General features: G+C 71.6%; 24 protein-coding genes and 2 tRNA genes. 4 read left to right on the top strand and 22 right to left on the bottom strand.

Annotation, left to right across the window (positions count from 1 at the left end):
* Positions 1 to 13: 13 nt before the first annotated feature.
* A complete protein-coding gene (gene rssA / locus G472_RS0114020) occupies positions 14 to 943 on the top strand; it encodes a patatin-like phospholipase RssA (protein WP_029008914.1) in 930 nt (309 codons plus the stop codon).
* Between the two features lie 3 nt (positions 944 to 946).
* Here rssA and G472_RS0114025 read toward each other — a convergent pair whose 3' ends face one another.
* The gene (locus G472_RS0114025; protein ID WP_029008915.1) at positions 947 to 1,861 is read right to left on the bottom strand and encodes an SAM-dependent methyltransferase; all 915 of its coding nucleotides are present in this window, start codon (positions 1,859 to 1,861) and stop codon (positions 947 to 949) included.
* A 47-nt stretch (positions 1,862 to 1,908) separates the two neighbouring features.
* Complete coding sequence (locus G472_RS33135; protein WP_051340802.1) at positions 1,909 to 3,525, bottom strand: alpha-glucosidase family protein; 1,617 nt, start codon at positions 3,523 to 3,525, stop codon at positions 1,909 to 1,911.
* A 157-nt stretch (positions 3,526 to 3,682) separates the two neighbouring features.
* Between G472_RS33135 and G472_RS33140 the strand changes: the two genes are divergently transcribed.
* Positions 3,683 to 3,955 (top strand): (2Fe-2S)-binding protein, encoded by a 273-nt coding sequence (locus G472_RS33140; RefSeq protein ID WP_084536640.1) that lies wholly within the window; start codon positions 3,683 to 3,685, stop codon positions 3,953 to 3,955.
* A 21-nt stretch (positions 3,956 to 3,976) separates the two neighbouring features.
* Here G472_RS33140 and G472_RS38075 read toward each other — a convergent pair whose 3' ends face one another.
* The 6 genes from G472_RS38075 to G472_RS0114065 form a co-directional block, all read right to left on the bottom strand.
* The gene (locus tag G472_RS38075) at positions 3,977 to 6,943 is read right to left on the bottom strand and encodes a hybrid sensor histidine kinase/response regulator (RefSeq protein WP_084536641.1); all 2,967 of its coding nucleotides are present in this window, start codon (positions 6,941 to 6,943) and stop codon (positions 3,977 to 3,979) included.
* Between the two features lie 83 nt (positions 6,944 to 7,026).
* Positions 7,027 to 7,554 carry a hypothetical protein gene (locus G472_RS0114045; RefSeq protein WP_156927117.1) on the bottom strand — a complete coding sequence of 176 codons (528 nt, stop codon included), beginning with the start codon at positions 7,552 to 7,554 and terminating at the stop codon, positions 7,027 to 7,029.
* A 94-nt stretch (positions 7,555 to 7,648) separates the two neighbouring features.
* The gene (gene ade, locus G472_RS0114050) at positions 7,649 to 9,358 is read right to left on the bottom strand and encodes an adenine deaminase (RefSeq protein ID WP_029008917.1); all 1,710 of its coding nucleotides are present in this window, start codon (positions 9,356 to 9,358) and stop codon (positions 7,649 to 7,651) included.
* Positions 9,359 to 9,412: 54 nt separating this feature from the next.
* Positions 9,413 to 10,321 carry a DUF1176 domain-containing protein gene (locus G472_RS37180; RefSeq protein ID WP_051340803.1) on the bottom strand — a complete coding sequence of 303 codons (909 nt, stop codon included), beginning with the start codon at positions 10,319 to 10,321 and terminating at the stop codon, positions 9,413 to 9,415.
* Positions 10,322 to 10,440: 119 nt separating this feature from the next.
* A tRNA-Phe gene (locus G472_RS0114060) sits at positions 10,441 to 10,516 on the bottom strand.
* Positions 10,517 to 10,630: 114 nt separating this feature from the next.
* Positions 10,631 to 11,776 (bottom strand): cytochrome-c peroxidase, encoded by a 1,146-nt coding sequence (locus G472_RS0114065; RefSeq protein ID WP_029008918.1) that lies wholly within the window; start codon positions 11,774 to 11,776, stop codon positions 10,631 to 10,633.
* A gap of 295 nt (positions 11,777 to 12,071) precedes the next feature.
* Between G472_RS0114065 and G472_RS37185 the strand changes: the two genes are divergently transcribed.
* Both G472_RS37185 and G472_RS33160 read left to right on the top strand, forming a co-directional pair.
* Positions 12,072 to 13,751 carry a sensor histidine kinase gene (locus G472_RS37185; RefSeq protein WP_211100193.1) on the top strand — a complete coding sequence of 560 codons (1,680 nt, stop codon included), beginning with the start codon at positions 12,072 to 12,074 and terminating at the stop codon, positions 13,749 to 13,751.
* Positions 13,748 to 14,125, top strand: a complete 378-nt coding sequence (locus tag G472_RS33160) for a response regulator (RefSeq protein ID WP_035692392.1) — start codon at positions 13,748 to 13,750, stop codon at positions 14,123 to 14,125. Before G472_RS37185 ends, G472_RS33160 begins: the two co-directional genes overlap by 4 nt.
* Here the strand turns inward: G472_RS33160 and G472_RS33165 are convergent.
* The 14 genes from G472_RS33165 to G472_RS0114145 all read right to left on the bottom strand — a co-directional run bounded on the left by G472_RS33165 (position 14,050) and on the right by G472_RS0114145 (position 24,302).
* Positions 14,050 to 14,667 (bottom strand): DUF2087 domain-containing protein, encoded by a 618-nt coding sequence (locus G472_RS33165; RefSeq protein WP_084536643.1) that lies wholly within the window; start codon positions 14,665 to 14,667, stop codon positions 14,050 to 14,052. The two genes, G472_RS33160 and G472_RS33165, sit on opposite strands and share 76 nt — an antisense overlap.
* Positions 14,668 to 14,892: 225 nt before the next feature.
* Positions 14,893 to 15,114, bottom strand: coding sequence for a hypothetical protein (locus tag G472_RS0114085; RefSeq protein WP_029008919.1), 222 nt, complete (start codon positions 15,112 to 15,114; stop codon positions 14,893 to 14,895).
* Positions 15,115 to 15,232: 118 nt separating this feature from the next.
* Positions 15,233 to 15,865, bottom strand: a complete 633-nt coding sequence (locus G472_RS0114090; protein ID WP_029008920.1) for a LysE family translocator — start codon at positions 15,863 to 15,865, stop codon at positions 15,233 to 15,235.
* Between the two features lie 106 nt (positions 15,866 to 15,971).
* Positions 15,972 to 16,047, bottom strand: a tRNA-Phe gene (locus tag G472_RS0114095).
* A gap of 98 nt (positions 16,048 to 16,145) precedes the next feature.
* Positions 16,146 to 16,340, bottom strand: a complete 195-nt coding sequence (locus tag G472_RS0114100) for a DNA gyrase inhibitor YacG (RefSeq protein ID WP_029008921.1) — start codon at positions 16,338 to 16,340, stop codon at positions 16,146 to 16,148.
* Positions 16,337 to 17,539 carry a ribonuclease E/G gene (locus G472_RS0114105; protein ID WP_029008922.1) on the bottom strand — a complete coding sequence of 401 codons (1,203 nt, stop codon included), beginning with the start codon at positions 17,537 to 17,539 and terminating at the stop codon, positions 16,337 to 16,339. Before G472_RS0114105 ends, G472_RS0114100 begins: the two co-directional genes overlap by 4 nt.
* Positions 17,536 to 18,141: a Maf family protein gene (locus tag G472_RS0114110; RefSeq protein ID WP_029008923.1), complete on the bottom strand. Its 606-nt coding sequence runs from the start codon at positions 18,139 to 18,141 to the stop codon at positions 17,536 to 17,538. Before G472_RS0114110 ends, G472_RS0114105 begins: the two co-directional genes overlap by 4 nt.
* A gap of 28 nt (positions 18,142 to 18,169) precedes the next feature.
* Positions 18,170 to 18,388 (bottom strand): translation initiation factor IF-1, encoded by a 219-nt coding sequence (gene infA / locus G472_RS0114115; protein WP_014198195.1) that lies wholly within the window; start codon positions 18,386 to 18,388, stop codon positions 18,170 to 18,172.
* A 111-nt stretch (positions 18,389 to 18,499) separates the two neighbouring features.
* Positions 18,500 to 19,564: a hypothetical protein gene (locus G472_RS37190; RefSeq protein WP_051340805.1), complete on the bottom strand. Its 1,065-nt coding sequence runs from the start codon at positions 19,562 to 19,564 to the stop codon at positions 18,500 to 18,502.
* Positions 19,565 to 19,650: 86 nt separating this feature from the next.
* Positions 19,651 to 19,962: a hypothetical protein gene (locus tag G472_RS0114125; protein ID WP_029008924.1), complete on the bottom strand. Its 312-nt coding sequence runs from the start codon at positions 19,960 to 19,962 to the stop codon at positions 19,651 to 19,653.
* 136 nt (positions 19,963 to 20,098) lie between these two features.
* Positions 20,099 to 20,623, bottom strand: coding sequence for an NADH-quinone oxidoreductase subunit B family protein (locus G472_RS0114130; RefSeq protein WP_029008925.1), 525 nt, complete (start codon positions 20,621 to 20,623; stop codon positions 20,099 to 20,101).
* 13 nt (positions 20,624 to 20,636) lie between these two features.
* Positions 20,637 to 22,199, bottom strand: a complete 1,563-nt coding sequence (locus tag G472_RS0114135; protein ID WP_029008926.1) for a hydrogenase large subunit — start codon at positions 22,197 to 22,199, stop codon at positions 20,637 to 20,639.
* 10 nt (positions 22,200 to 22,209) lie between these two features.
* Positions 22,210 to 23,643 (bottom strand): hydrogenase 4 subunit F, encoded by a 1,434-nt coding sequence (locus G472_RS0114140; protein WP_029008927.1) that lies wholly within the window; start codon positions 23,641 to 23,643, stop codon positions 22,210 to 22,212.
* Positions 23,640 to 24,302, bottom strand: coding sequence for a hydrogenase-4 component E (locus G472_RS0114145; protein WP_029008928.1), 663 nt, complete (start codon positions 24,300 to 24,302; stop codon positions 23,640 to 23,642). Before G472_RS0114145 ends, G472_RS0114140 begins: the two co-directional genes overlap by 4 nt.
* Positions 24,303 to 24,306 lie beyond the last annotated feature (4 nt).

Here is a 24,306-nt window from a genome sequence, read left to right on the forward strand (position 1 = left end):
GCCGGGGTGTGCCTTGTCGGGCTTGAAGATCGGACTGGCGCTGGGCAGCGGCGCCGCGCGCGGGTGGGCGCACATCGGCGTGCTGAAGGCCCTGTCGGAACTGGGGATCGAGCCGGACATCCTCTGCGGCACCTCCATCGGCGCCTGCGTCGGGGCGGCCTACCTGACCGACCAGCTCGACGAGTTGCAGAGCTGGGCGCAGAGCATGGGGCTGCTGGGCATCCTCGGCATCGTCGACGTCACCTTCCGCAAGGGCGGGCTGGTGGCGACCGACCGGGTGTACGAGCGGTTTCGCAACGACCGCACCAACGTGCGGATCGAGGAGTTGCGCAAACCCTTCGCCACCGTCGCCTGCGACCTTGCCACCGGCCGCGAGATCTGGCTGCGCGAGGGACCGCTGCTCGACGCGGTCTGCGCCTCGGCGGCCATGCCCGGCCTGTTCCCGGCGGTCCGCTCCGAACAGCACTGGCTGGTGGACGGGGCGCTGGTCAACCCGGTGCCGGTGTCCCTGTGCCGGGCGCTGGGGGCCGACGTGGTGATCGCGGTCAACCTCAACAGCGAGCTGTCGTCCCTGCCCCGCCCGGTGACGGTCGCCGAGGTGCCCGAGGCGGAGGAGGTGACCCGCAGCCTGCTGCCGCCCTCCATCTCCGCGTGGCTCGGCCGGCGGCCCGGCGACCGCACCCGCTTCCTGGCGGCGGAGATCGCCGGGCAGCCGGCACCGGCGCCGGGCGTGATGGAGATTCTCGCCGGGTCCATCGACATCATGCAGGACCGCATCACCCGCTCCCGCCTCGCGGGGGAGCCGCCGGACGTGCTGATCACCCCCCGCCTCGGCCACATCGGCATCCTGGAGTTCGACCGCGCCCACGAGGTGGTGGAGATCGGCTACCGCGCCGCCTCCGTCATGCGCTCCGCCATCGAGATCGCGCTGAAGCGGGCGTAGACATTACGACGCCACCGGCCACATCCACGTCAGTTCGTGCTTGTTGTGGTGGAGGTGCACCAGCCGGCCGCCGGGGATGGCGGCGAAGGCGGCGGCGGCGGCGTGGTCGGTCTCGCCCTGGAACTTCAGGGTGCAGACGAAGCGCCGCGCCAGGCCGCTGGCCATCCAGCCCTCCACCAGCCGCAGCAGGCGCTGCGGATAGCAGATCACGTCGCAGGCCAGCCAGTCCACCGGGCCGATGTCCTGCGGCCGCAGGCCGAAGGCGCTCTCCTGCCGCACGGTGACGCGGGGCAGCGCGGCCACGGCCGGGTCCAGGGGGGCCTTGTCGACGCTGATCACCGACGCGCCCAACTCGTGCATCACCCAGGTCCAGCCGCCGGGGCAGGCGCCCAGGTCGAGGCAGCGGTCCCCCGGTCCCGGATGCTCCCCGAAGCGGGTCAGCGCCTCCCACAGCTTCAGATAGGCGCGGTTGGGCGGCGCCGTGCGGTTCTCCACGAACGTCACCTCGCCGTGGCGGAAGGGGCTGGAGCAGCGGGCCGCCGCCAGCAGCGTGTGCTCGTCCAGCAGCGTCCAGGACCCCAGCGGCGCCGTCGGCGCCGGTGCCGGGAAAACCAGGGGCCGGGCCGAGACGTGCGGCAGGTTCTCCGCAATCAGCGCGGCGCGGCGGTGATGGCGCAGCGGCCACAGGGCCCAGTTGCGCTGGATGGCGCGCAGCGCCCGCGCCGCCTCCTTGATGGACGCGAAGGGGATGCGCACGGGGTCGTGCCAGACGTTCTGCGCCCAGGCCGCCGGCCGGGCCGGGCCGGGGGCGAAGACCAGCCGGTCCTCCACCGCCGACACCTCCCCCAGTTCGGCGACGAGGTCGTCGACGAAGCCCTCGGGGGCGAGGTAGATGGTCTGGCCAAGAGGTTCGGTCATCGCGGCACCGTCGATCCCGGAGGGCGTGGAAAGGCGCCCTTGTAGCGCTACTCCCGCCGGCGCGCAAACAATGCCCCCCACGGCCCCAGCCGCACCGCGCCGTCGTCCGGGGCGCCGTCCAGGCCGGGCACGGACAGCGGCAGCCAGCGGTCGGCGTCGGCAACGGCCGCCCGTGCCGGCTCCGGCGACGGGTTGAACAGGCACAGCAGCGCCTGTCCGTCGTGCTCCCGCTCGAACGCCAGCACCGGCGGCGCGACGTCGCGGAACCGGATGGTGCCCAGACGCAGGGCCGGCTGGGCCGCCCGCCACGCCAGGAAGACGCGGGTGAAGGCCAGCACACTGTCGGGATCGCCCTCCTGCACCGCCACCGCGCGGGCGCGGTGCTCGTCGGGGATGGGCAGCCAAGGCTCGACGTCGGAGAAGCCGGCGTGGACGCCGTCGCGGGACCACGGCATGGGCGTGCGGCAGCCGTCGCGCCCGGCCGCCTCCGGCCACAGGGCGATGCCGAAGGGATCGCGCAGCCGCTCGAACGGCACCTCCGCCTGGGGCAGGCCCAACTCTTCCCCCTGATAGAGGAAGGCGGTGCCGCGCAGCGCGGTCAGCAGGGCGATGTACAACCGGGCCGCCGCCGCCGGCGCGTCCGGTCCGCCCCAGCGGCTGGCCACCCGCGGCACGTCGTGGTTGGAGAAGGCCCAGGACGGCCAGCCCTGCCCCGGCTGCGCCTCGAACGCCTCCACGGCGGCGCGGATGGTGGCCGCCCCGTTCTCCGTCCCCAGCAGGGCGAAGTTGTAGGCGGTGTGCAGCAGGTCGGGGGCGGCCACGTACTCCGCCGCGCGCATCACGCTGTCGTCGTCGTGCACCTCCGCCACCGCCATGCGGTCGGGGTAGCGGTCGAGCAGGGCGCGCAGGCGCCGCAGGAACCACAGGGTTTCCGGCTGCGACTTGTCGTGGCGGTGGATCTGGCGACCATAGGGGCTGGCGGGCGGCACCCCGTCGGGCCAGCGTAGACCCGGCGGGCGCGGCGGGTTGTCGCGCAGCATCGGGTCGTGCAGGTAATAGTTGGCCACGTCCAGCCGGAACCCGTCGACGCCGCGGTCCAGCCAGAAGGCGCACTCGCCCAGCACCGCCTCTTGCACCTCGGGATTGTGCAGGTTGAGGTCGGGCTGGCAGGCCAGGAAATTGTGCAGGTAATACTGCTGCCGCCGGCCGTCCCAGGTCCAGGCGGGGCCGCCGAAGACCGACAGCCAGTTGTTGGGAGGTGTGCCGTCGGCTTTGGCGTCGGCCCAGACGTACCAATCCGCCCGCGGCCCCTCGTGGCCGGCGCGGCTGTCGCGGAACCAGGGGTGGCTGTCGGAGGTGTGGCTCAGCACCATGTCGATGACAACCTTCAGCCCCAGCCCGTGAGCCCGCGCGAGCAGGCGGTCGAACCCGTCCAGCGTGCCGAACAGCGGGTCCACGTCCCGGTAGTCGGCGACGTCGTAGCCGAAGTCCATCATCGGCGAACGGAAGAAGGGCGACAACCAGATCCCGTCGACCCCCAGACCGGCCACATGGTCCAGCCGGCTGACGATGCCCTCGAGATCGCCCACCCCGTCTCCGTCGGAATCGCAGAAACTGCGCGGATAGATCTGGTACAGGACGCCGCCGCGCCACCACTCGGTCATGCCGTTCTCCCCATCCCGACCGTTGCCACACGATAACGCCTCGCTGTGACAAAACGGCTCACACCCCGGTCCGTCCCGCCTGTTTCGAATTCAGGAGATTGACAATCATTCTCATCTCCCTTAGCTATAGGCCATAGGCACTCCGGGGATATCGGACATGTACGTGTGCATCTGCCACGCCTTCACCGACAAGCAGGTCAAAAAGGCCCTGGAGGGTGGTGCTCGCACCACGGCGGCCGTCTATCGCACGCTCGGCCACAAGGTCCAGTGCGGCAAATGCGTTCCCTATGTGCGCGGCATGGTCGAGGAACACCGGCAGGAAACCTTCGGCACCTGTGCGGGCGGCGGCAATTGCGGCGGCTGCGCCAACCACCACGACATCCCCGCCAACGATGAACCCGCGGTCGCCTACGCCATCGCCGCGGAGTGATGGCGACGCCCCCATAGTCCCCTATTCCGCCGCCCCCATCTGTTCTTCCAGCGCCGAGCCGAGCTGCCGGGGCGTTACCGGCTTGTAGACGACGCGCAGCCCGTGGCGGGCGGCGTCCTCCAGGCATTCCGGGCCGGTCTCGCCGGTCAGGATGACACCGGGGATGTCGGCGCCGGCCAGTTCGCGCACCCCCAGGATCACCTCGGTTCCCACGCGGCCTTCCCGCAGGCGGTAGTCGGACACGATGATGTCGGGCCGCCGGCCGTCGGCGCGCAGCCGCTCCAGGGCCTGTTCCGGCGTGCCGGCGATCAGCACGTCGTAGCCCCATTCCGTCAGGATGGCCCGCAGCCCCATCAGCACGATGGCGTCGTCATCGACCAGCACGGCGAAGCGCCCCCGCCCGGCCGCGGGAACCGCCGCGGCGGACGGGTCCGCGCCGGCGTCCCGGGCCTCACCCGGCGGCACGGTGATGGCGAACGCCGACCCGCCGCCCGGTGCGGAGCGGACGGTCACCGGGTGGTCCAAAAGCTGTGACAGGCGACGCACGATAGCGAGACCGAGGCCGAGCCCCTGGGCGCGGTCGCGTTCGGGGTTGGCGACCTGGTGGAACTCCTCGAAGATGCGTTCCAGTTGATCGGGCGGGATGCCGATCCCGGAGTCCTGCACGGTGATGATCACACCGGCGGGCTCGTGCTCACAGGTAACCGCGACCTCGCCCGCCGGCGTATAGCGGATGGCGTTCTCCACGAGGTTGCGCAGCATCCGCTGCAGCAGGGTGCGGTCGCTGCGCACCGTGGTGCGGCAGGAATCGACCCGCCAGTCGATGCCCTTCCCGCGGGCGATCGGGGCGTAGGCGGCCCCGATGTGATCGAGGATCTCGCCGATGGCGAAGTCCTCCACCGTCGGTTGGACCAGCCCGGCGTCCAGGCGCGAGACGTCCAGCAGGCTGTCCAGCAGTTCCTTCAGGGAGTCGAGCCCGCGCTCCACATGGCGCAGCACGTCGCGGCCCTTGCCAGCCCCCACATGGGGAGCGAGCGCCGCCACGAAGAAGAACAGCGACTGCAAGGGCTGGCGCAGATCGTGGCTGGCGGCGGCCAGGAAGCGGGTCTTGGCGCGGTCGGCCTGCTCCGCCTCCTCCCTGGCGCGGGTGACCGCCTCCTCCATGGTCCGGCGTTCGGTGATGTCCTCCACCACCGCGATGCGGTACGCCTCCTCCGTCCCGGTGATGCGCGCCAGCGACGAGGACACCCGCACCCACAGCAGGCGGCCGTCGGCGTGGCGGTAGCGCTTCTCGATGGCGTAGCTGGACAGCTCCCCGGCGAGCAGGCGGTCCAGCAGCGCGTCCTCCGCCGCGCGGTCGGCAGGATCGGTCAGATCCCGGAACCCGGTCCCCAGCAACTCCGCGCGCGACCGGCCGAGCATGGCACACAGCCGGTCGTTGACGTCGAGCAGCCGCCCGTCGAGCCCGATCCGCTCGATGCCGACGGCCGCCTGCTCGAAGACGGCGCGGAAGCGTTCCTCGCTGCGCCGGCGGGCGGCCTCGGCATCCCGCAGTTCGGTGATCTCCACCACCACCGCACCGACGGCGACGATGGCGTCGTCGTCGATGACCGGATAGAGGCTGGTCAGCCAGTGCCGCCGCGCGTCGGGTTCGGCAACGGTTCCGGTCATTACCTCCAGGTTCCGCACCGACGTGCCGGCGGCAAAGATCCGGTCGACGATGGGCCCCATCACCGCGGCCGCGTCGGGCAACACCTCGTCCAGCCGCCGGCCCACATGCGCCTCCGCCGACAGCCCGTTGAGCGCTGCCAGCGTGTCGTTGATGCGCAGGTATCGCCGGTCGCGGTCGAAGAAGGCGAAGCCGACCGGAGCGTGCTCCAGCAGGGCGTTGAGCTGGGCGAGCGCCGCGGCCCGCTCTCGGCTCGCCTCCTCGCGCAGGCGCGCCTGCTCCTGCAGGTCGGCGGCCATCGCATCAAAGGCGCGGGCGAGATGGCCGATGTCGGAGCGGGTGCGGTCCAGGCCGCTGCGCGCCGAGAGATCCCCGGCCCGCCACCGCTCGGTCGCGGCGATCAGGGCGGCCACCGGCCGGCGCAGGAAATGACGGCCGCCCCACCACACCACCAGCAGGGTGATCGCCGCGACCAGCGCGATGGTGGCCAGCGAGCGGAGCATGGCGTTGCGCAGGGGGCGGACCGCTTCCTCCTTGTCCAGGCCCACGGCCATGAAGGTCCCGTCGTCGCCGCCCAGCGGGCGGTAGCCGACGACGCGGGTGACCCCGTCCAGCCCGACGATCTCCGCCGTTCCCGGCGCGCCGGCCTCCAGGAAGCCGCGCAGCCGCTCCGGCACGGCGCCGCCGACGGCGCCCGGCAGTTCGGGCACGCGGGCGAACACGGTGCCGTCCCGATCGGCGATCGTCACCGACGTGCCGGGCGGCAGCGGCTTGTCGGCGAGATATCGGTTGAGCCAGTGCAGTTCCACCAGCGCGGTGACCACTCCGGCGACCTCCCCGTCCGCGTCGGCATAAGGCAATCCGAACGGCAGGGCGGGCCGGCCGTTGGCGCGCTGGCGGATGTGGCCGCCGGCGCGGAATCGTCCACTCTCCAGGGCGACGCGGACATGGGGGCGGTCGGCCACGTCGATCCCCATGGCACCGCGGTCCGTGGCGCACCGCACGCGTCCGTCCCGTCCGACCACATGGATGTGCTGGTGATCGGGATACTCCGGGCGGAGCCGGTCGAGAAGCCCCTGGCAGCGGGCATCGTCGCCACTGCGCACGGCGTCGGTCCCGGCCAGCGTGACCAGCACCTGCCGCACCCCTTCGACGAGGCGCAGATGCTCCGCCTCGACCAGGCCGACGAGACGGGCGGCGTCGCGGTGGATTTCCTCCTCGCGCACCGCGTGCAGGGTCAGTTCGTTGTCGATCTCGATGACCGTCGCCGGGATCAGCGCGACGATCACCAGCAGGATGAGGCGCTGCATCAGGCTCATGGCCGCGCCCCGGTTGCGGTTAATAAGGGATCACCGTCCGGTCCCGCGCTATCCATGTGCCCGCCTCGCCATGGACGCCGGCCTCACGCCGGCAAGTTGGCGCGCAACGCGTCGACCGGCGGAACCAGCGCGGCCAGGCGGCGGGAGCGCAGGCCGGCGCGGATGAACAGGGCGCCCACCACAACCGGCAGCAGCAGCACGCCGACGATCATCTGCCGCTTGGCCCGGTCGCGCGCCGCGGCGGCGAACAGGCGCACCAGCGACAGGTCCTGCACCAGACCGGTCGTCCCCTCCCCGGGCTCGCTCGCGGCGGCCTCCGCTCCGACGGGGCGGGCGGCGTAGATGATGCCGCCGCGGGTGCCGCCGCTCTCGATGGACACCACCCACAGCTCCACCGTAGCACCCTCGACCAGGCAGGCGGCAACGGCGTTGCCGGCGCTCATCTCCGTCAGGGTGGCGGTGCGGCCGTCGGCGTTGCCGATGGCGATGGATTCGAAGATCGTCGCTCCGGCCATTTCGTGCCGCCGCCCGACGCGGTCGACGCGGGCGACGCACGACCAGGTTCCTACCTCCACACCGGAGACCGCACCGCCCTGCGACACAGCACTCACCGCCCACCCTCCCTTCGTTCCCTCGCCCGGCGCGGCCCGGCCGGACTCCATTCCTCAGCCTAACAAACAATCAATCAACCTGTTAAGCCCGCCGTCAGGCGGCGATGACCTCGAACCGATCGACATCGACCAGCCCGCGGTCGGTGATCTTCAGGTGGGGGATGACCGGCAGTGGCAGGAAGGCCAGTTGCAGGAACGGCTCGGCCAGGGGACAGCCCATGGCGCGCACCGCGCCCCGCAGCGTGCGAAGCTGATGCTCCACCGTCTCGAACGGTTCCAGGCTCATCAGCCCGGCCAGGGGCAGAGCGATCTCGCCGATCACCCGGCCCTCCGCAACGGCGACGAACCCGCCCTGAAGCGCGATCAGACGGTTGACGGCGACGGCCATGTCTGCGTCGTCGGCCCCGACGACGCAGACGTTATGGCTGTCGTGCCCGACCGAGGAAGCGATGGCGCCGCGCCGGAACCCGAATCCGCGCACGAAGCCGCGCCCGATGTTGCGGTTGGTGCCGTGGCGGGCCAGCACGCAGACCTTCAGGATGTCGCGCTCCGGGTCTGCCACCGCCTGACCGCCGCGCTGCGGCACCGCCAGGGTCAGGTGCTCGGTGATGATCTTGCCGGGCAGGATGCCGATCACCGGGCGGCTGCTCCCGGCGACCGGCACGGCGAAGTCGGCGGCCTCCACCGGGTCCAGGCGGATGGACTCCAGCCCCACCGGCGCCACCGCCGGACGGCCGGCGAAGGTGTCCGGTCCGACCGGGCGGCCATCCTTGATGACGCGGGCGACGGCGCAGTCCTCCAGGTCGTGCAGCAGCACCAGGTCGGCGCGCTGGCCGGGGGCGATCAGGCCGCGGTCGTGCAGGCCGAAGCCGCGCGCCGCCGCCCAGGTGGCGGCGCGGTAGACGTGGGCCACCGGCGCGCCGCGGCGGATGGCGGCGCGGATGAGGTGGTCGAGGTGCCCTTCCTCGGCGATGTCCAACGGGTTGCGGTCGTCGGTGCAGAAGCCGAGGAACGAGGAGGTCTCCGGCCGGATGATTTCGGCCAGGGCGTCCACGTCCTTGGACACGGAGCCGTCGCGGATCAGCACCTGCATGCCCTTGCGCAGCTTCTCCCACGCCTCGTCGGCGCCGGTCGTCTCGTGGCAGTTGCGCACGCCGCAGGAGAGATAGGCGTTCAGCTCCCGCCCGCGCACCAGTGGGGCGTGGCCGTCGATGGGGCGGTCCTGGAAGGCGGCGAGCTTGTCCAGCACCTCCGGCAGCTTTTGGAACACGCCGGGGAAGTTCATGAACTCGGCCAGGCCCAGCACCTTGGGATGGTCGCGCCAGCGCACGAGGTCGGCGGCGTCCAGGCGGGCGCCCGACGTCTCCAGCTCCGTCGCCGGCACGCACGAGGAAAGCTGCACCCGCAGGTCGATGGCCAGTCCCCCGGCGCTGTCGAGCATGTAGCGCAGTCCCTGCTCACCCAACACGTTGCAGATCTCGTGCGGGTCGCAGATCGCCGTCGTGGTACCGCGGGGCAGCACGCAGCGGTCGAACTCGGTGGGGGTGACGCAGGTGGACTCGCAATGGACGTGGGTGTCGACGAAGCCGGGCACCACGGTCAGGTCCCGGCCGTCGATCTCCTCCACCCCCTCATAGCGGTCGTAGGTGCCGACGATGCGGTCGCCGCAGATGGCGATGTCGCTGTCCGCCACCTCGCCGGTGACGACGTTGAGGAACCGGGTGTTGCGAATCACCAGGTCCGCCTTGCCCCGGCCCAGCGCCTGGTCGATGCGCCGCGTCAGTTCGTCCCGCCCGATCGCCATGCCGCCGCTCTCCTGCCGTCCGTTCGGTTAAGGTGGCGGCCGCGGCCGGAGGCGTCAATCGGCGCGGAAGGTGGTAACGGTCGTATTCCCCGGCGCCCAGTCGTTGCCGTCGCAGGCGTCCTTCTCCTCCACGCGCAGCAGTTCCAGCGCCGCGGCCCCGGCGCGGAACACGGTCCGCAGACCGCAATCGCCGATACCGCGGTAGAGAGTCAGCACCGACACGCGGGTGCCCTCCACCACGACCATGCCGGTCGGCCGCCCCTGCGGATCGGCCGCGGGCGTGCCGCCGGCCGCCGGCACCTCCACCGCCGCGCGCACCGCCGTGCCGCCCGCGGGGTCCAGCAGGAAGGGAACGACGGTGCACTGGTAGGCGCCGCAGGAGTCCGGCACGGCCATCAGCAGCCGTCCGTCGGCGAGCGGCGCCACCAGCGTGAAGCCGGCGTAGCGGTCGTAGGTGGGCAGCCCCACCTCCTCGTCCTCGTCGGGCGGAGCGGGCCGGTCGAGCAGGGTGGTCAGGACGAAGGCGGCGAAGGCCGCTTCCTCCTCCCCTTCCGGCGTCGTCTCCGCCAGCGGATCGATGGGCCGGACCGTCGCCAGAGCGTCGGCCAGCGCCAGCGGCCCCGCCGCGGCGATCAGCGCCCGCAACCGGTCGCGGTAGGCGACGGTGAGCGGCCCGTAGTCGGTGGGATCGGCGGCCAGCAGCCGGTCCCGGCCCGCCAGCCAGGCCCGCTGCTCCGCCTTCACCGCGTCGGCGCTCGCGCCGCGCAGGGCCAGCCGGTAGGCTCGCGCCATCAGGCGGTCGACGCCGGCCAGCGAGTCATCGGCACAAACCGCCTTTTCCGCCGGCCGCGCCGCCCGGGCACAATCGAAGGACGGCCCGCGCGCCGCCTGCGCCGCGGCGGGCGCGGGCACGGCGGCGACAAGCGACAGGATCGGCAGGAGAACGGCGGCGGCGCGGCGCATGACCGGAGGTTCCGTGCGGTGGATGGGCGCCACCAGACACACCGGCGGGGACCGCGCTGTCAACGGGCGCGGCTTATGAACCGGATCGGAAGGAAAGCGGGGGGGGGGGGGGAGCGAGATGGTGCCCAGGGACGGAGTCGAACCGCCGACACGGGGATTTTCAGTCCCCTGCTCTACCAACTGAGCTACCTGGGCGCCGGACGCCGGGCCGGCGGGTGTGGCCCGCCGCGGCCTGTCGAGGCCGCCGCTTATACACACTCCGGCGGCCCCGTGCCAACCCCTTTTTGAAGCCCCCGAGAGCCGTCGGAATCAGTCAGTCAGCAGATGCTCGTAACGCCGGTCGGTGAGGGTCTTCATGAAGGCGACCAGCGCCTTGATGCGCCGGTCGTCCAGCGCCGGGCCGGTCTCCAGCTCGGTCATCGACAGGGTGCCGGACACCTCCGGGTCGCCCCAGGGACGGCCGGTTTCCGGGTTGATCCGGCTCGATTCGGCGATGCTGTTGTACTTGTTGTAGAAGCGCACCACCGTCTCCAGATCGGAGAAGACGCCGTTGTGCATGTAGGGGCCGGTGACCGCGACGTTGCGCAGGGTCGGCGTCTTGAACTTGCCGGCCTGCGCCGGGTCGCTCACCGCCGGGTTCTCCAGCAGACCGGTGTCGACGTGGCCCGCCCCCTTGCCGTTGCGCGCCCGCAGGTCGGCGTTCGGCGGCACGCCGATGTTGTGATACTCGTAGTTGGTGAAGGTCTCGTTCTTCGCCGCCGGCACCCGGGCAAGCTGGTGGCACAGGTTGCAGTTGGTGAACTGCTGCGAGAAAAACAGGGTCATCCCCAGTTCCTCCTGCGGCGTCATCTTGTACTCGCCGCGCAGGTGGCGGTCGTACCGGGAATCGAAGGGGGCGAAGAGATCCGTTTCCTCGAACCGGGCGATGGCGTCGGCCATGGCGTCGTAGGCGGCGTCGGCGTCGTCCATCACCTGCGGCCCGTAGAGCTTGGCGAAAGCGGCAACGTAAGACGGATTTTCCTTCAGCCGTTCCAGCACCTGCGCCCTGGACGCCATGCCCATCTCGTCGAGGTTCAGGGGCGGTCCGGCCGCCTGGTCCGCCAGGGTCGCCGCGCGCCCGTCGTGGAACTGGCCGCCGACCGCCTTGCCCTCGGGCGTCAGCGTGAAGGCCGGGCTGAAGCGGGCATAGGCGGCGGTGGGCGCGTTGCGGTCGCCCAGGGACGTACCGTTGTCCCCCAGCGACGCCGCCCCGCCCCGCCCGTCGGCGAATCCCGCCTGCGGATCGTGGCAGGTGGCGCAGGACTGGGTGCGGTTGGCCGACAGGTTGACATCGAAATACAACGCCTGCCCCAACGATTCCCGACTGGTGAGAGCCCCGCTCTCCCCCACCGCCGCCCCGGCCAACGCCACCAGGAGCAGACCCGCCGCCGCGCCGGAGCGCCCGATTTCCGACATCCGAAGCCGCACCTTCAGCACTCCCGTCCCTTCGCACACCGTAATAGCGAATCATTCTTATTTGCGCAAAGGATGCATTGAGGTGGATCAAGCCGGGCGCCGTTGGTTTCATACCTCATAAGGTGTGCAGATTCGGATGGCTGGCGAAAGGGTAGGTTGATGGGCCAACCCGCTCTGGTTAGGTTCCCACGCTTACGTATGAACTGGAGGATACCGGCCCGCCCGCCATGAATCGCACCCACCATCACGGCCAACCCCGGCGATGCCTGCCCCGGCGACGATGACCGGCAACGGGATGCCCGGCCGCCACGGAGTGCCGCCCGAGCGCACCGTCCTGCGCCGTGTCGCCCTGTCGCTGACCGGCGCTGTCGTGCTGGTGACGACGCTGCTCGGCATCGGTGCCTACTGGACCTACCACCTGGCCCATGCGGAGGCGCGGGCGACCACCCATGGCATGACCCGGCTGGTGGCAAGCCAGGTGGAACGGCTGCTCGACGCCGCCGACCTGATGTTGGGGCAGATGGCGGAAACCGCCGCCGCGACCGATTGGGCCCGTCCCGGCGCCGGCGTTGCGGCGCGGGACCGGTTGCGGCGATTGCAGGCATCCCTGCCCATCTCCTTCCGGCTGTTCGTCTGGGGGCCGGAGGGCAAGCTGCTGGCGACGACGCTGGACGGTGCCGGTGCAACACCCGATGCCACCGGGCGGGACTATTTCGAAGCGTTGCGGCCGACCGACCGGGGCCTGTACGTCAGCGACCCGCTGTACGCCCGGATCGACGGCCGGCCGATCCTGGTCTTCAGCCGGCGCGTCTCGGGCGTCGACGGCCGCTTCCTCGGAGCGGTCTCCTTCTCGGTGGAAAGCGCGGAGATCGCGCGGCTCTACAGCGCCACGGGGCTGCCGGAGCGCTGGGTCTTCGCCTGGGTGGACCGGGTGCGGCGCACCCTGCTCCTGCGTGAACCGGCATCACCCTCTTCCATAGCCGCGAATGCGGCGCTTCCGCCGGAGGTCATGGACGCCATCACGGCACCGCGGGCCGAGGGATGGGTGTCCTACCGCTCGGTGGTGGACGGCGAGGGCCGCACCGCCTTCTACGTCGCCCTCGACCAGCACCCCATCGCCGCGTTCGTCGCCATGTCCGACGCGGCGGTGCGGGAGCAGTGGCTGAAAAGCTCCCTGCCCTACTTCGCGATGGGACTGCTGGCCGCTGCGGCGCTCGCCGTCGCCGGTCGATTCGCGCTGCGCTGGGCGCAGGGGGAGGACGGGCGGCGCCAGGCCCTGGCCGGTGCCAACGCCGACCTGGAACGCATGGTGGCGGCCCGCACGGCCGAGCTGGTGACCCTGCTGGATGAACGCGATGGTCTGATCCGCGCGAAGGACACGCTGATCCAGGAGGTCAACCATCGGGTCAAGAACTCGCTCCAGCAGGTGGCGTCCATGCTGACGCTGCAAGCCGCCACCCTGCCGACCGGCCAGACGCGCCGGGCGCTGGAGGACGCCTGTTCCCGCGTCAACGCCATCGGCCTCGTCCACGGCCGGCTTTACGAATCCGACTTCACCGGGCGTGTGGAGGCCATGGGCTACCTGCGCGACCTCTGCGCCAACATTGCCCGGACCGCGTCCCCGGCCTGCCGGATCACGCTGGAGGGAAGCCCGGTGGAGCTGCCGCTGGCCCGCGCCGTGCCCCTGGCGCTGCTGTTGAACGAATTGCTGACGAACGCGATCAAGCACGCCTGCACGCCCGACGCCGCCGCGACCATCCGGGTCTTCCTGGAAGACGCCGACGACGGTACGCTAAGGCTGACGGTGGCGGACGAGGGGCCGGGCATCGACCCCGCCGTCGATCCGCTGACCACGAACAGCCTGGGGATGCGGCTGATCCGCACCTTCGTCCGCCAGCTCGGCGGCGCATTCACGGTCTCCGCCGCCGCGCGGGGAACGCACATCGTCGTCACCTTCCCGCGGGAGGCACCATGAAGGGGTTGCGCATCCTGATCGTCGAGGACGACCTGCTCATCGCCATGGGGCTGGCCGGCATGGTGGAGGAGCTGGGTCACCAGGTGTGCGGCCAGGCCGTCGACGCCCCCGGTGCCGTCGACGAAGCCGGCCGCCGGACGCCCGATGTGGTGCTGATGGACGTGCGCCTGGCCGGCGGCACCAGCGGCGAGACGGCGGCGGCGGAGATCCGCCGCCGGTTCGGCATCCGCTCCCTGTTCGTCAGCGGCAACCTGGACCGCGCCTTCGTCGAACGCACCGCCCCGCTGGACCCCGTCGGCTACGTCGCCAAGCCGGTGGACCGCGGCACACTGCGCATGGCGCTCAGCGTCGTCACCGACGAGGGGGAGCGCTGAGCGGCCGCTCCCTTGAGATGGCGGATGAGCGCCAGTGCGTCGGGCGGCGGCGTCCGCTCGACGCGGCGGTATTCCCGCCCGTCGCGCGTCCGGATGAGAAGCCCGCGGTCGACCAGCTCCCGCCGCAGCAGGGCATGGTCACCGAAGCCATGGTTGGCGTTCAGGATGCGGTTCACGCCGGCCTCGTCCATCACCCGGCCGGCGGGGATGCGGGACCACATCACCCACAGGCAAGGCAGGCGGTCTCCGAGCTTGCCGGGCCAGCGGGCAAGGACGCCGGCGGCGTCGAAGCACCGGGCGACCTTCAACACCCGCACCGGATCGGCGGGTGACGGCGGCGGCGGGGGCTCCCGGTCGAGAGCGGCCCGGGCGGCGGCCTCTTTCCGGTAATGCTGGAAGTTCCGGCAGCCGGCCGCCCTGGACAGCATGTTCAGCAGCTCCACATGGCCGGGCGGATCGCTGCGCCCGGCAAGCTGGGTGCGCAACGAGCGCGCGAGCGCGGACATGTCCGCTGCGCAGAAGGGCAGTGACGTTCTGGTCATCGATCGATCCTCACGGCGCGCCAATCCCGCCCGGGACTGCCGGTGGTCGCCGACTTCCGACGCGGCACGCGATGAGGTGGCCGACGAAGGGTAAGGATGGGCAGGTTTAGCTCCCCGTGAGGGGCGGCGACGCCTCGGTGAACTGCCGACCGGGGCGGACCATAGCGCGCCGCACCGCCGCCGGCAAGACCGTGCGTGGCGCCGTCACGGCAAGCCGCCCCCCGGTCACGCCGCCGCCCCCTCCCCCGCCTTGCGGCTGAGGCGGCGCAGGTCGAGGGCGGCGCGGTCGGCGATGCGCTGCGCCTCCACCAGAACCGACGCCAGATCGCCGACGTCGGGTGCCACCTCTCCGGCAGCGTCCGACAGCTCGTCCAGCGCCCTGGCGGCCGTCTCGATCAGCCTGATGACGAGCCCCTGCGGCCCGTCCGCGTCGTCGTACCCGGCCATGCCATAACCCTCCGGAAAGTGGTGGTAATGGCGCCAGTGTCGATCGGAACCGGGAGCCGCGCAACGGCTATGTTGCGGCGCAAGACGTGGCCCGGAGCACGACCGCCCGGCCCCGGGGTCAGCGGCGCGCGTCCGTCGCCATGCGCACGGCCAGCCCGGCCAGCACCGCACCCATCAGCCAGCGCTGCACCAGCAACCACATCGGACGGCGGGCAAGGAACCCGGCAATGGTCCCGGCGGTGATGACGATCAGGAAGTTGACTGTCACGCTCACGGCGATCTGGACGGACCCGAGGACAAGGGACTGGACCAGCACGTCACCCCGTGACGGGTCGATGAACTGCGGCAGCAGGGAGAGATAGAGCATCGCGATCTTGGGGTTCAGCAGGTTCGTTATGGCCCCCATCGCGAACAGTTTGCGCGGGCTGTCAGCGGGCAGGTTGGCCACATGGAACGGAGACCGCCCGCCGGGCCGCACGGCCTGCCAGGCGAGATACGCGAGATAGGCGGCCCCGGCCAGGCGCAGGGCATCGTAAGCGTAGGGCACCGCAAACAGCAGCGCCGTGATGCCGAGGGCGGAGCACAGCATGTAGAACACGAATCCCAGGGCCACGCCGCCCAGGGAGATCACCCCGGCGCCACGCCCCTGGCAGATGGAGCGCGAGATCAGATAGATCATGTTGGGGCCGGGCGTCAGCACCATGCCGAGCGCCACGAGAGCAAAGGCGAGGACCGTCGTCGAGGTCGGCATGGGGCATTCTCGTTCGGTGCAGCCGCAGGACAACGCATCCTACCGCTCGCCGAACAATGCGGATAGGGGTCAGCCGACCCGAAGATCCGGTGCACAGGGGAGAAGATGGTGCCCAGGGACGGAGTCGAACCGCCGACACGGGGATTTTCAGTCCCCTGCTCTACCAACTGAGCTACCTGGGCATCCGGCTGCCGCTTATCGAGCCTTTTCAAGGCCCCGCGGCGCGTCGAGGCCGTGCTTATAGGCAAATTCGCCGGGCCTGTCCAGCCCCTTCCTTCGCCTAAATGTCATCATTGCGCGGGTCAGCGCCGGGCTCCTCGGGCGGATCGTCGGTTTCCACGCGGTAGACGCCGCCCAGCCAGCGCGCCAGGTCGACGTCGGCGCAGCGTTTGGAACAGAAGGGGCGGAAGGGTGCGGCGGCGGGGCGACCGCAGATCGGGCAGGCGGCGCCCTTGGACGTGGCCGTGTCGCTCATGGCGTGCCTCCGGGTGCGGGGGTCAGCAGATCGGCCAGGGCCGTGCCGCGGCGGGCCCGCGTCAACTCCACCAGCCCCAGCTTCGACAGGCCGTACACCTGGGTCTGCGCGGGGTCGTCGGCGACGGCGCGGGACAGGGCGTTCAGCAGCCGCTCGCCATCGCTGCGGCCGCGCATGTTGACGAAGTCGACGACGACGATGCCGCCGACATTGCGCAGGCGGAGCTGGCGGGCGATCTCCGCCGCCGCCTCCAGGTTGACGTCCAGCGGGTTGCCGCGCTCGCCCGCGTTGACGTCCACCACGGTCAGCGCCTCCGTCCGCTCGATCACCAGGGAGCCGCCGGCCGACAGCGGCACCCGCGGCCCGCTCAGCGTCTCGATCTCCGCGTCAAGGTCGCGCAGCTCGAAGGGGCCGGGGCGGCCGTCGACGGCGGTGATCCGGCCGGCAAGATCCGGCGCCGCGGCGGCGCACCACGCCGCCAGATCCGCGGCCAGGGCGCGCCCGTCCACGGTGATGCGCTCGACGGGGCCGCCGCCATGCTCCAGCACCGCACGGCGCGGCGCATCGGGGCCGTCGTGCAGGCGGGCGGGCGGGATTGCCGTCGCGGCGGCGGCGGCAATGCTGCGCCAGGCAACGGCCAGCGAATCCGCCTCGGCGGCCAGCGGCTCGGCCGCGGCGGCGGCGGCGCCCGAGCGGGCGATCCACCCCTCCCCCACCAGCACCGCTTCCAGCCGGCGCAGCAGATCGCCGCGCGCCGCCCCCTGCGCCAGCCGCTTCGACACGGCGATGCCCGCGGCGAGCGGGGCGTGCACCAGGAAGCGGCCGGGCAGCGTCACGTCCATGGTCAGCGTCGGCCCCTTGGCGCCCGCCGCATCGGCCTTCACCTGCACCATCACGGTCTGGCCGGTGCGCAGCAGGGTGCCGATCCGCTCGGGCTTGCCGCGGCGCCCGCCCGCTTCGGCGCGGACGTCGGCGGCCCCCAGCAAGCCGGAGACACCGCCGCCCAGATCGACGAACGCGGCGTCGAGGCCGGTGGCGATGCGCTCCACCCGGCCGAGGAAGACGGCGCCCAGCAGCGACGGGCGCCCGGTGTTGTCGACGTACAGGTCGGTGAGGCGGCCGGCCGTCAGAACGGCGGCGCGGGTCAGCGGCCCCGACCGGTCCACCAGGATCTCGACTCCGCCGCGGGTCCCGGTCATGGCAGCCGGAAACCGGCCCCGCGCAGCAGGCCGGCCACCTCGAACAGGGGCAGCCCCACCACGTTGGAGTAGGACCCCCCGATCCAGCGCACCAGCGCCGCCGCCCGGCCCTGGATGGCGTAGCCGCCGGCCTTGCCGTGCCATTCACCGCTGGCCAGATAGGCTGCGACCTCGTCCGGCCCCAGCGCCTTGAAGGTGACGTCGGTGCGCACCAGCCGCGTCAGACGGCGGGGCGGGCCGCCATCGGCGGCGGGGACCAGCAGCGCCACGCCGCCGATCACCCGGTGGCGGCGGCCCGACAGCAGGTCGAGGCAGGCGCGGGCCTGCGACTCGGTCTCCGCCTTGGGCAGGATGCGGCGTCCCACCGCCACCACCGTATCGGCGGCGAGGATCGCGGCGCCGGGATGGCGCGCGAACACGGCCTCGGCCTTGGCGGCAGCAAGGCGCGCGGCATGGGTGGTCGGAAGCTCGCGCGGCAGCGGGCTTTCGTCAATATCGGCCGGGTCCACCGCGTCGGGGACCACGCCGATCTGGCGCAACAAATCGACCCGGCGCGGCGAAGCCGACGCCAGGATCAGACGTTGCGTCCGGGGCTCTTCCATGAGGTGCTGCCGTGCGACGGGACGGCGATCACTTGAAGCGGAAGGTGATCCGACCCTTGGTCAGATCGTAGGGAGTCATCTCCACGTTCACCCGGTCGCCTGCCAGGACGCGGATGCGGTTCTTGCGCATCTTCCCCGACGTGTGCGCCAGCACCTCGTGCTCGTTGTCGAGCTTCACGCGGAACATCGCGTTCGGCAGCAATTCGACGACGGTCCCCGAGAACTCGATCAAATCTTCCTTGGCCATATGCCCTTCGGTCCGATGTGGATTCAGCGCAATAACTGACGATCCCGAGCGCCCGGGTCAAGTGGGATTACCGATTCCGAAGTCCCCCATGCTTCCGCCGCATGGGAAAAATCACGCCAGGCCCGAGTCGGCTTCATCGTCGGGTGCCGATACCGCCCGGAAGGACCCCATGGGGGACGGCCCGCCGTCCAGCACGGTGCGCCCTTCCGCCGCCCGGTCCATGGCGGCGAACAGAGCGCGCTGCTCGGTGTCCATGCGGTGGGCCAGGCGGCCGATCGTCTCCGACGCGCTCAGCGCCCGGCCGGAGGCGCGGTCGTAGAACAGGTTGTGGTTGGCCTTGGCCGCGGCCGGCAGCAGTTCCGCCGCACGGGCGCCCGGCGTGGTTTCGGCGGCGCGGATCAGCTTGGCGGCGCCGGCCACGCCCATGACGTAGGCGATGCGGCTCTCGGTCTCGCTGACCGGACGCTTGAGGCGCGCCGTCAGCCGTTCCCGCCCCTCGGCCAGGTAGCGGGCGGCCATGCCGGCGGCCAGGTCGATGTCATGGCGCAGCTCCAGGATGCGCTTGCGCGCCGCGGCGTCCTTCACCACCGGCAGGCCGTTGCGGTTCTCGATCTGGCGCGCCAGGTCGCCCAGCCCGTAAGCGGAGCCGTGACGGCGAATCAGGTCGAGCCAGGTGCGCTCCAGGAACTGGAAGGCACCGGCGGCGCTGCTGGTGCGGCTCCTGGCGGCGGGGTTCAGGCCGCTCTCCTGCGACGCCTGGGCGAGGATGGCGGCCGGGCTGTGGCCCGACAGCCCCGACACCTGGCGGCTGGCCAGCGCCAGCCGTGCCGCCGCGGTCTCTCCCGGCGGCGGCGGAACCGCGGGCTTGGCCTCCGGCAGCGGCGCGAAGGCCAGCGCCGGCGCGGTCTCCGGCTTGCGCCCCGGCAGCGGCGGCGTTCCCGCGCCGGCGGTGTTGGCGAGGAACAGGGAGGCCACCGGCTTGGTGCCCGGAAGCGGGGGCGATGACGGCACCGGAGATGCCGGAGGCTCCGGCTTGCGGGCCGGCGGCGGCGGCGCCTTGCGGGAATCGGCCAGCACCGCCCGGAAGCCGCTCTCCGCAGCGGCCGCCTGCGGCAACGGCGGCGGTTCCGGCTTGCGCTCGGGAACGGGGGCTACGGGGGGCTGCACTACCTTCATGACACGCGCCGACAAGGAGGAAGCATCCGGCACCGCGGACGGGCCGCCGGCTCCGGTACGCACGAGTCGGACCGTATCACGGTTGGTTAAGGAAATCCTGAATGGAGATCACGGAACACCACCACCCCCGTGCCCGGGCCGGTGCCCGGCTTGCGCGCCGGCCGGATGTCGGCACCGAAGGGGCGCTTGCGCACCTCGGTGCGGGTCGGCCGGGAGGACCGCGCGGCGAACCCCGGGGGCACGATCTCCTGCACCGTCGCGGCAAAGGGGTCCAGGCAGTTCCCCCGCGTCTTCTCGAAGGCGAGCGCCGCCCCGTCGAGCCGCCAGCAATCGACCGTGCGCACCGCCGCACACCCCGAGAGCCCCGTCAGCACCACCGCCAGCACCACCAGCCGCATTCCGGCCCGCTCCCGCTCGTTCCCGCCCCGCGGTGAACATGGGGACCGGCCACCGGCGCCGGGAGGACGCGTTGCGCGAAGGTTCGGGCGACTGCGAGGTAAGCGGGACGCGGTGGGGTATCCGCTGCCGTCGGCATCACGGGGATGCGTCGGCAACCTCCAGCAGCGCCAGCAGGGCCGACAGCAGGTCCTCCGGCCGCGGCGGGCAGCCGGGAATGCGCAGGTCGACGGGAACGACGGCCTCGACGGGGCCGACGCACGCGTAGCTGCCGGCGAAGACACCGCCGCTGACGGCGCAATCGCCGCAGGCCACCACCCATTTCGGATCGGGCGTGGCGTCCAGGGTGCGGCGCAGGGCCTCGGCCATGTTCTTCGTCACCGGGCCGGTGACCAGCAGCACGTCGGCGTGGCGCGGCGAGGCGACGAACCGGATGCCGAAGCGTTCCAGGTCGTAGACCGGGTTGTTGATGGCGTGGATTTCCAGTTCGCAGCCGTTGCACGAGCCCGCATCCACCTCGCGGATCGCCAGGCTGCGGCCCAGGCGCACCCGGGCGGCGCCGGCGACGCGCTGCCCCAACTCCTCCAGGGCCGCGGGGGACGGCGCCGGCCCCGGCATGGTCACCGGCCCCTCGGTGAGTGCCTTCAGGATGTGCTTGAGCATGGGGCGGGGCTCCTCACAGGTCGTGCCCGGAGTAGGAACAGTTGAAGGACTTGTTGCACAATGGGAAGTCGGCAACGATGTTGCCCTCGATGGCGGCCTCCAGCAGCGGCCACTGGAACCACGACGCGTCGCGCAGATGGCAGCGGTCCACCGTGCCGTCGGCGCCCACCCGCACCCAGACCAGCATCTCCCCGCGGAAGGCTTCCACCAGCGCCATGCCCTCCCCCGCCCGATCCGCCGTGACGGGAACCAGCGGCAGCGGCGTGGTGCCGGCCACGTCGCGCGGCACGCCGGGCATGCGCCGGACGATCTGCTCCAGAAGGCCGAGGGACTGTTCCACCTCGCGGATGCGGATCCAGACGCGGGCGTTGACGTCGCCCTCGGTCAGCACCGGCACCTCGAACTCCAGATCGTCGTACGGCGGATAGGACGGGCTGCGCCGCGCGTCCCCGCCGCGGCCGGAGGCGCGCCCCACGTGGCCGCCGGCACCGAACCGGTTGGCCAGGCCGACCGACACCGTGCCGGTGCCCACCGTGCGGTCCTGCAGGGACGCCTTGTCGTCGTAGATGCGCACCAGCGGCGGGAAGCGGCGGCGCAGTTCCGCCGCCAGCTCCAGCACCCGCGCCGGGCCGTCGGGCGCGATGTCGACGGCAACCCCGCCGGGCACGATGCGGTCCATCATCAGCCGATGGCCGAAACAGGCATCGGCGGTGCTCAGCACCGCCTCGCGCAGCCGGCCCATCTCGGCCAGCATGAAGGCGAAGGCGGCGTCGTTGCAGATGGCGCCGATGTCGCCCAGGTGGTTGGCGATGCGCTCCAGCTCCGCCATCAGGGCGCGCAGCCAGACGGCGCGCGGCGGCGGCGTCACCTCCAGCGCTGCCTCCACCGCGCGGGCGTAGGCCAGGGAGCCCGCCACCGTGCTGTCGCCCGACAGGCGGGCGGCGAGGCGCGCCGCGTCGGCCACCGTGCGGCCCCGCATCAGCCCCTCGATGCCCTTGTGGACGTAGCCCAGCCGCTCCTCCAGCCGCACCACCGTTTCGCCGTTGGCGGTGAAGCGGAAATGGCCGGGTTCGATGATGCCCGCATGAACCGGGCCGACGGGGATCTGGTGCAGCCCCTCCCCCTCCACCGGCAGCACCGGATAGGGCTCCGGCAGCGGTGGCGCGGCGGCCGGCACCGGTGCCGCGGCCAGCGGCGCCCGCACGCCCCAGACGCCATGATCCAGCCATGGCCGTCCGTCGGGCGCGCCTTCCGGCACCAGGCCGAACAGGTCGCGGATCACGCGCTCCGGCCGGATCGCCGCGGGGCGCACCGCACCCACCGATGGAAAGCGCCCGTCCGGGCAGTCCAGCGACACCACGCCCAGGTCGCCCGACAGATCCTCGCGCAGGGCAACGTGCACGGCGCCCGGCTCGCCCCACAGGCCGACCAGCGTCCAGCGGTTGCCGGCCAGCGTGTCCAGCAGGGCGCGCCAGCCGTCGGGAGTCGTCGTGTAGCGCGGCCACGGCCGATGGTCCGCCACCGGCCGGCCGATGCGCCCGAGAACGCCGTGCAGGGAGTCCTCCTCGACGTGCATGGGGTCCCCCTTATCCGAGAATGGCGGCAACGGTCCGGAACCACGCCACCAGCGGCCCCGGCAGCCAGATGCCGGCGACCAGCACCAGGGCGAGGTGGGCGTACAGCGGCACCAGCGAGCCGTGGATCGGCCGCACCTCGCCGCTCGGCTCGCCGAAGCAGATCTGCTGGAGGCGCAGCACCAGCGCCCCGAAAGCGATGAGGATGCCCAGCACCAGCGGCACCGCCAGCAGCGGTTCGCGGGCGAAGGTGGTGGTGACCAGCAGGAACTCGCTCATGAAGATGCCGAAGGGCGGCAGGCCGGCGATCGCCAGCACCCCCACCAGCAGCCCCCAGCCCAGCGCCGGATGGCTGACCGTGAGGCCGCGGATCTTGTCGATGCTCTGGGTTCCCGTGGCCTGGGCGACGTGGCCGACGGCGTAGAAGATGGCCGACTTGGTCAGGCTGTGCATGGCCATGTGCAGCAGCCCGGCGAAGTTGGCCAGCGGCCCGCCGATGCCGAAGGCGAAGGTGATGATGCCCATGTGCTCGATCGAGCTGTAGGCGAAGAAGCGCTTGATGTCGCGCCGGCGGTACAGCATGAAGCCGGCCAGCAGCAGCGACCCCAGCCCCATGGCCATCATCAGCGGCCCCGGCGACAGGGCCTCGCCGTTGACCGCCAGCAGCATCTTGAACCGCAGCACGGCGTACAGCGCCACGTTGAGCAGCAGCCCCGACAGCACCGCGGAGATGGGCGTCGGACCCTCCGCATGGGCGTCGGGCAGCCAGGCGTGCAGCGGCGCCAGCCCCACCTTGGTGCCGTACCCCACCAGCAGGAAGACGAAGGCGAGGTTCAGGATGTCGGCGTTGATGGAGCCCATGTGGCGCAGCAGCTCCGTCCACGTCATCGCCGCCATGCCCGGCCCCATCACCGGCTGGGCCGCCAGATACATCAGGATCGTCCCGAACAGGGCCAGCGCGATGCCGACGCCGCAGAGGATGAAGTACTTCCACGCGGCCTCGATGCTCTCGGCCGTGCGGTACAGGCTGACCATCAGCACGGTGGTCAGCGTCGCCCCCTCCACCGCCACCCACATCACGCCCAGGTTGTTGGCGGACAGGGCCGCCAGCATGGTGAACATGAAGCCCTGGTACATGGCGTGATAGAAGCGCAGGCTGCGCGGGCTCAGTTTGCCCGATTGCAGCTCATGGCCGATGTAGGAGGCGGAGAAGACGCTGGTCGTCAGCCCGACGAAGCAGGTCAGCACGATCAGGTAGATGTTGAGGGCGTCGATGACGAACAGCGCCGTCGGCTCCGGCTCCGCCACGAACAGGAACAGGGACGCCGCCAGCGTCGCGGCCGACGCCGCCACGTTCAGCCACGCCCCCGTCCGGTAGCCGGGAACCAGCACCAGGACCGCGGCGGCGGCCAGCGGCAGGCCGACGATGGCGTAGACGGGGTTCACCGGTGCTCCCCCCGGAACGACTCGATCTCCTGCATGTCCAGGGTGTCGAAGCGCTCGCGGATGTGGAAGAGGAAGATGCCGAAGACGATGAACGCCACCATGACCGAAAAGGCCACGGACATCTCCACCACCAGCGGCATGCCGGCGACGCCGACCGCGGCCAGGATCAGTCCGTTCTCGATGGACATGAAGCCGACCACCTGGCTGACGGCGTTGCGCCGCGAGATCATCATCAGCAGGCCGAGCAGCACCACCGACAGGGACAGGGCCAGGTTCTCCCGCGTCAGCGCCGTGGCCTCGGCCGTCACCGGCAGCACCAGCAGGATCGACAGGGTCACCAGCGACACGCCCGCCACCATGGTCAGGCCGATCGACAGGGCCGGCTCGATGGCGCGCTGGATGTTCAGCTTGACGATGATGCGGTGCAGTGCCAGCGGCATGACGATCGCCTTCAGCGTCAGGGTCAGCAGCGCCGTGACGTAGAGGTGCGGCTCGCCGTGGGCGTAGCCCTGCCACGCCGCGGCGGCGGACAGCGCCAGCGCCTGCAGGGTGAAGACGTTGAGCAGCGAGAACAGCCGGCGCTGGTAGAGGAGCGCGAAGCTCATCAGCAGCACCACGGCTCCCAGCAGGTGCGAGGCGTCGTATGCGATATCCGGCACGGCT

The organism is Azospirillum halopraeferens DSM 3675, from assembly GCF_000429625.1.
Taxonomy (GTDB): Bacteria; Pseudomonadota; Alphaproteobacteria; order Azospirillales; family Azospirillaceae; genus Azospirillum; species Azospirillum halopraeferens.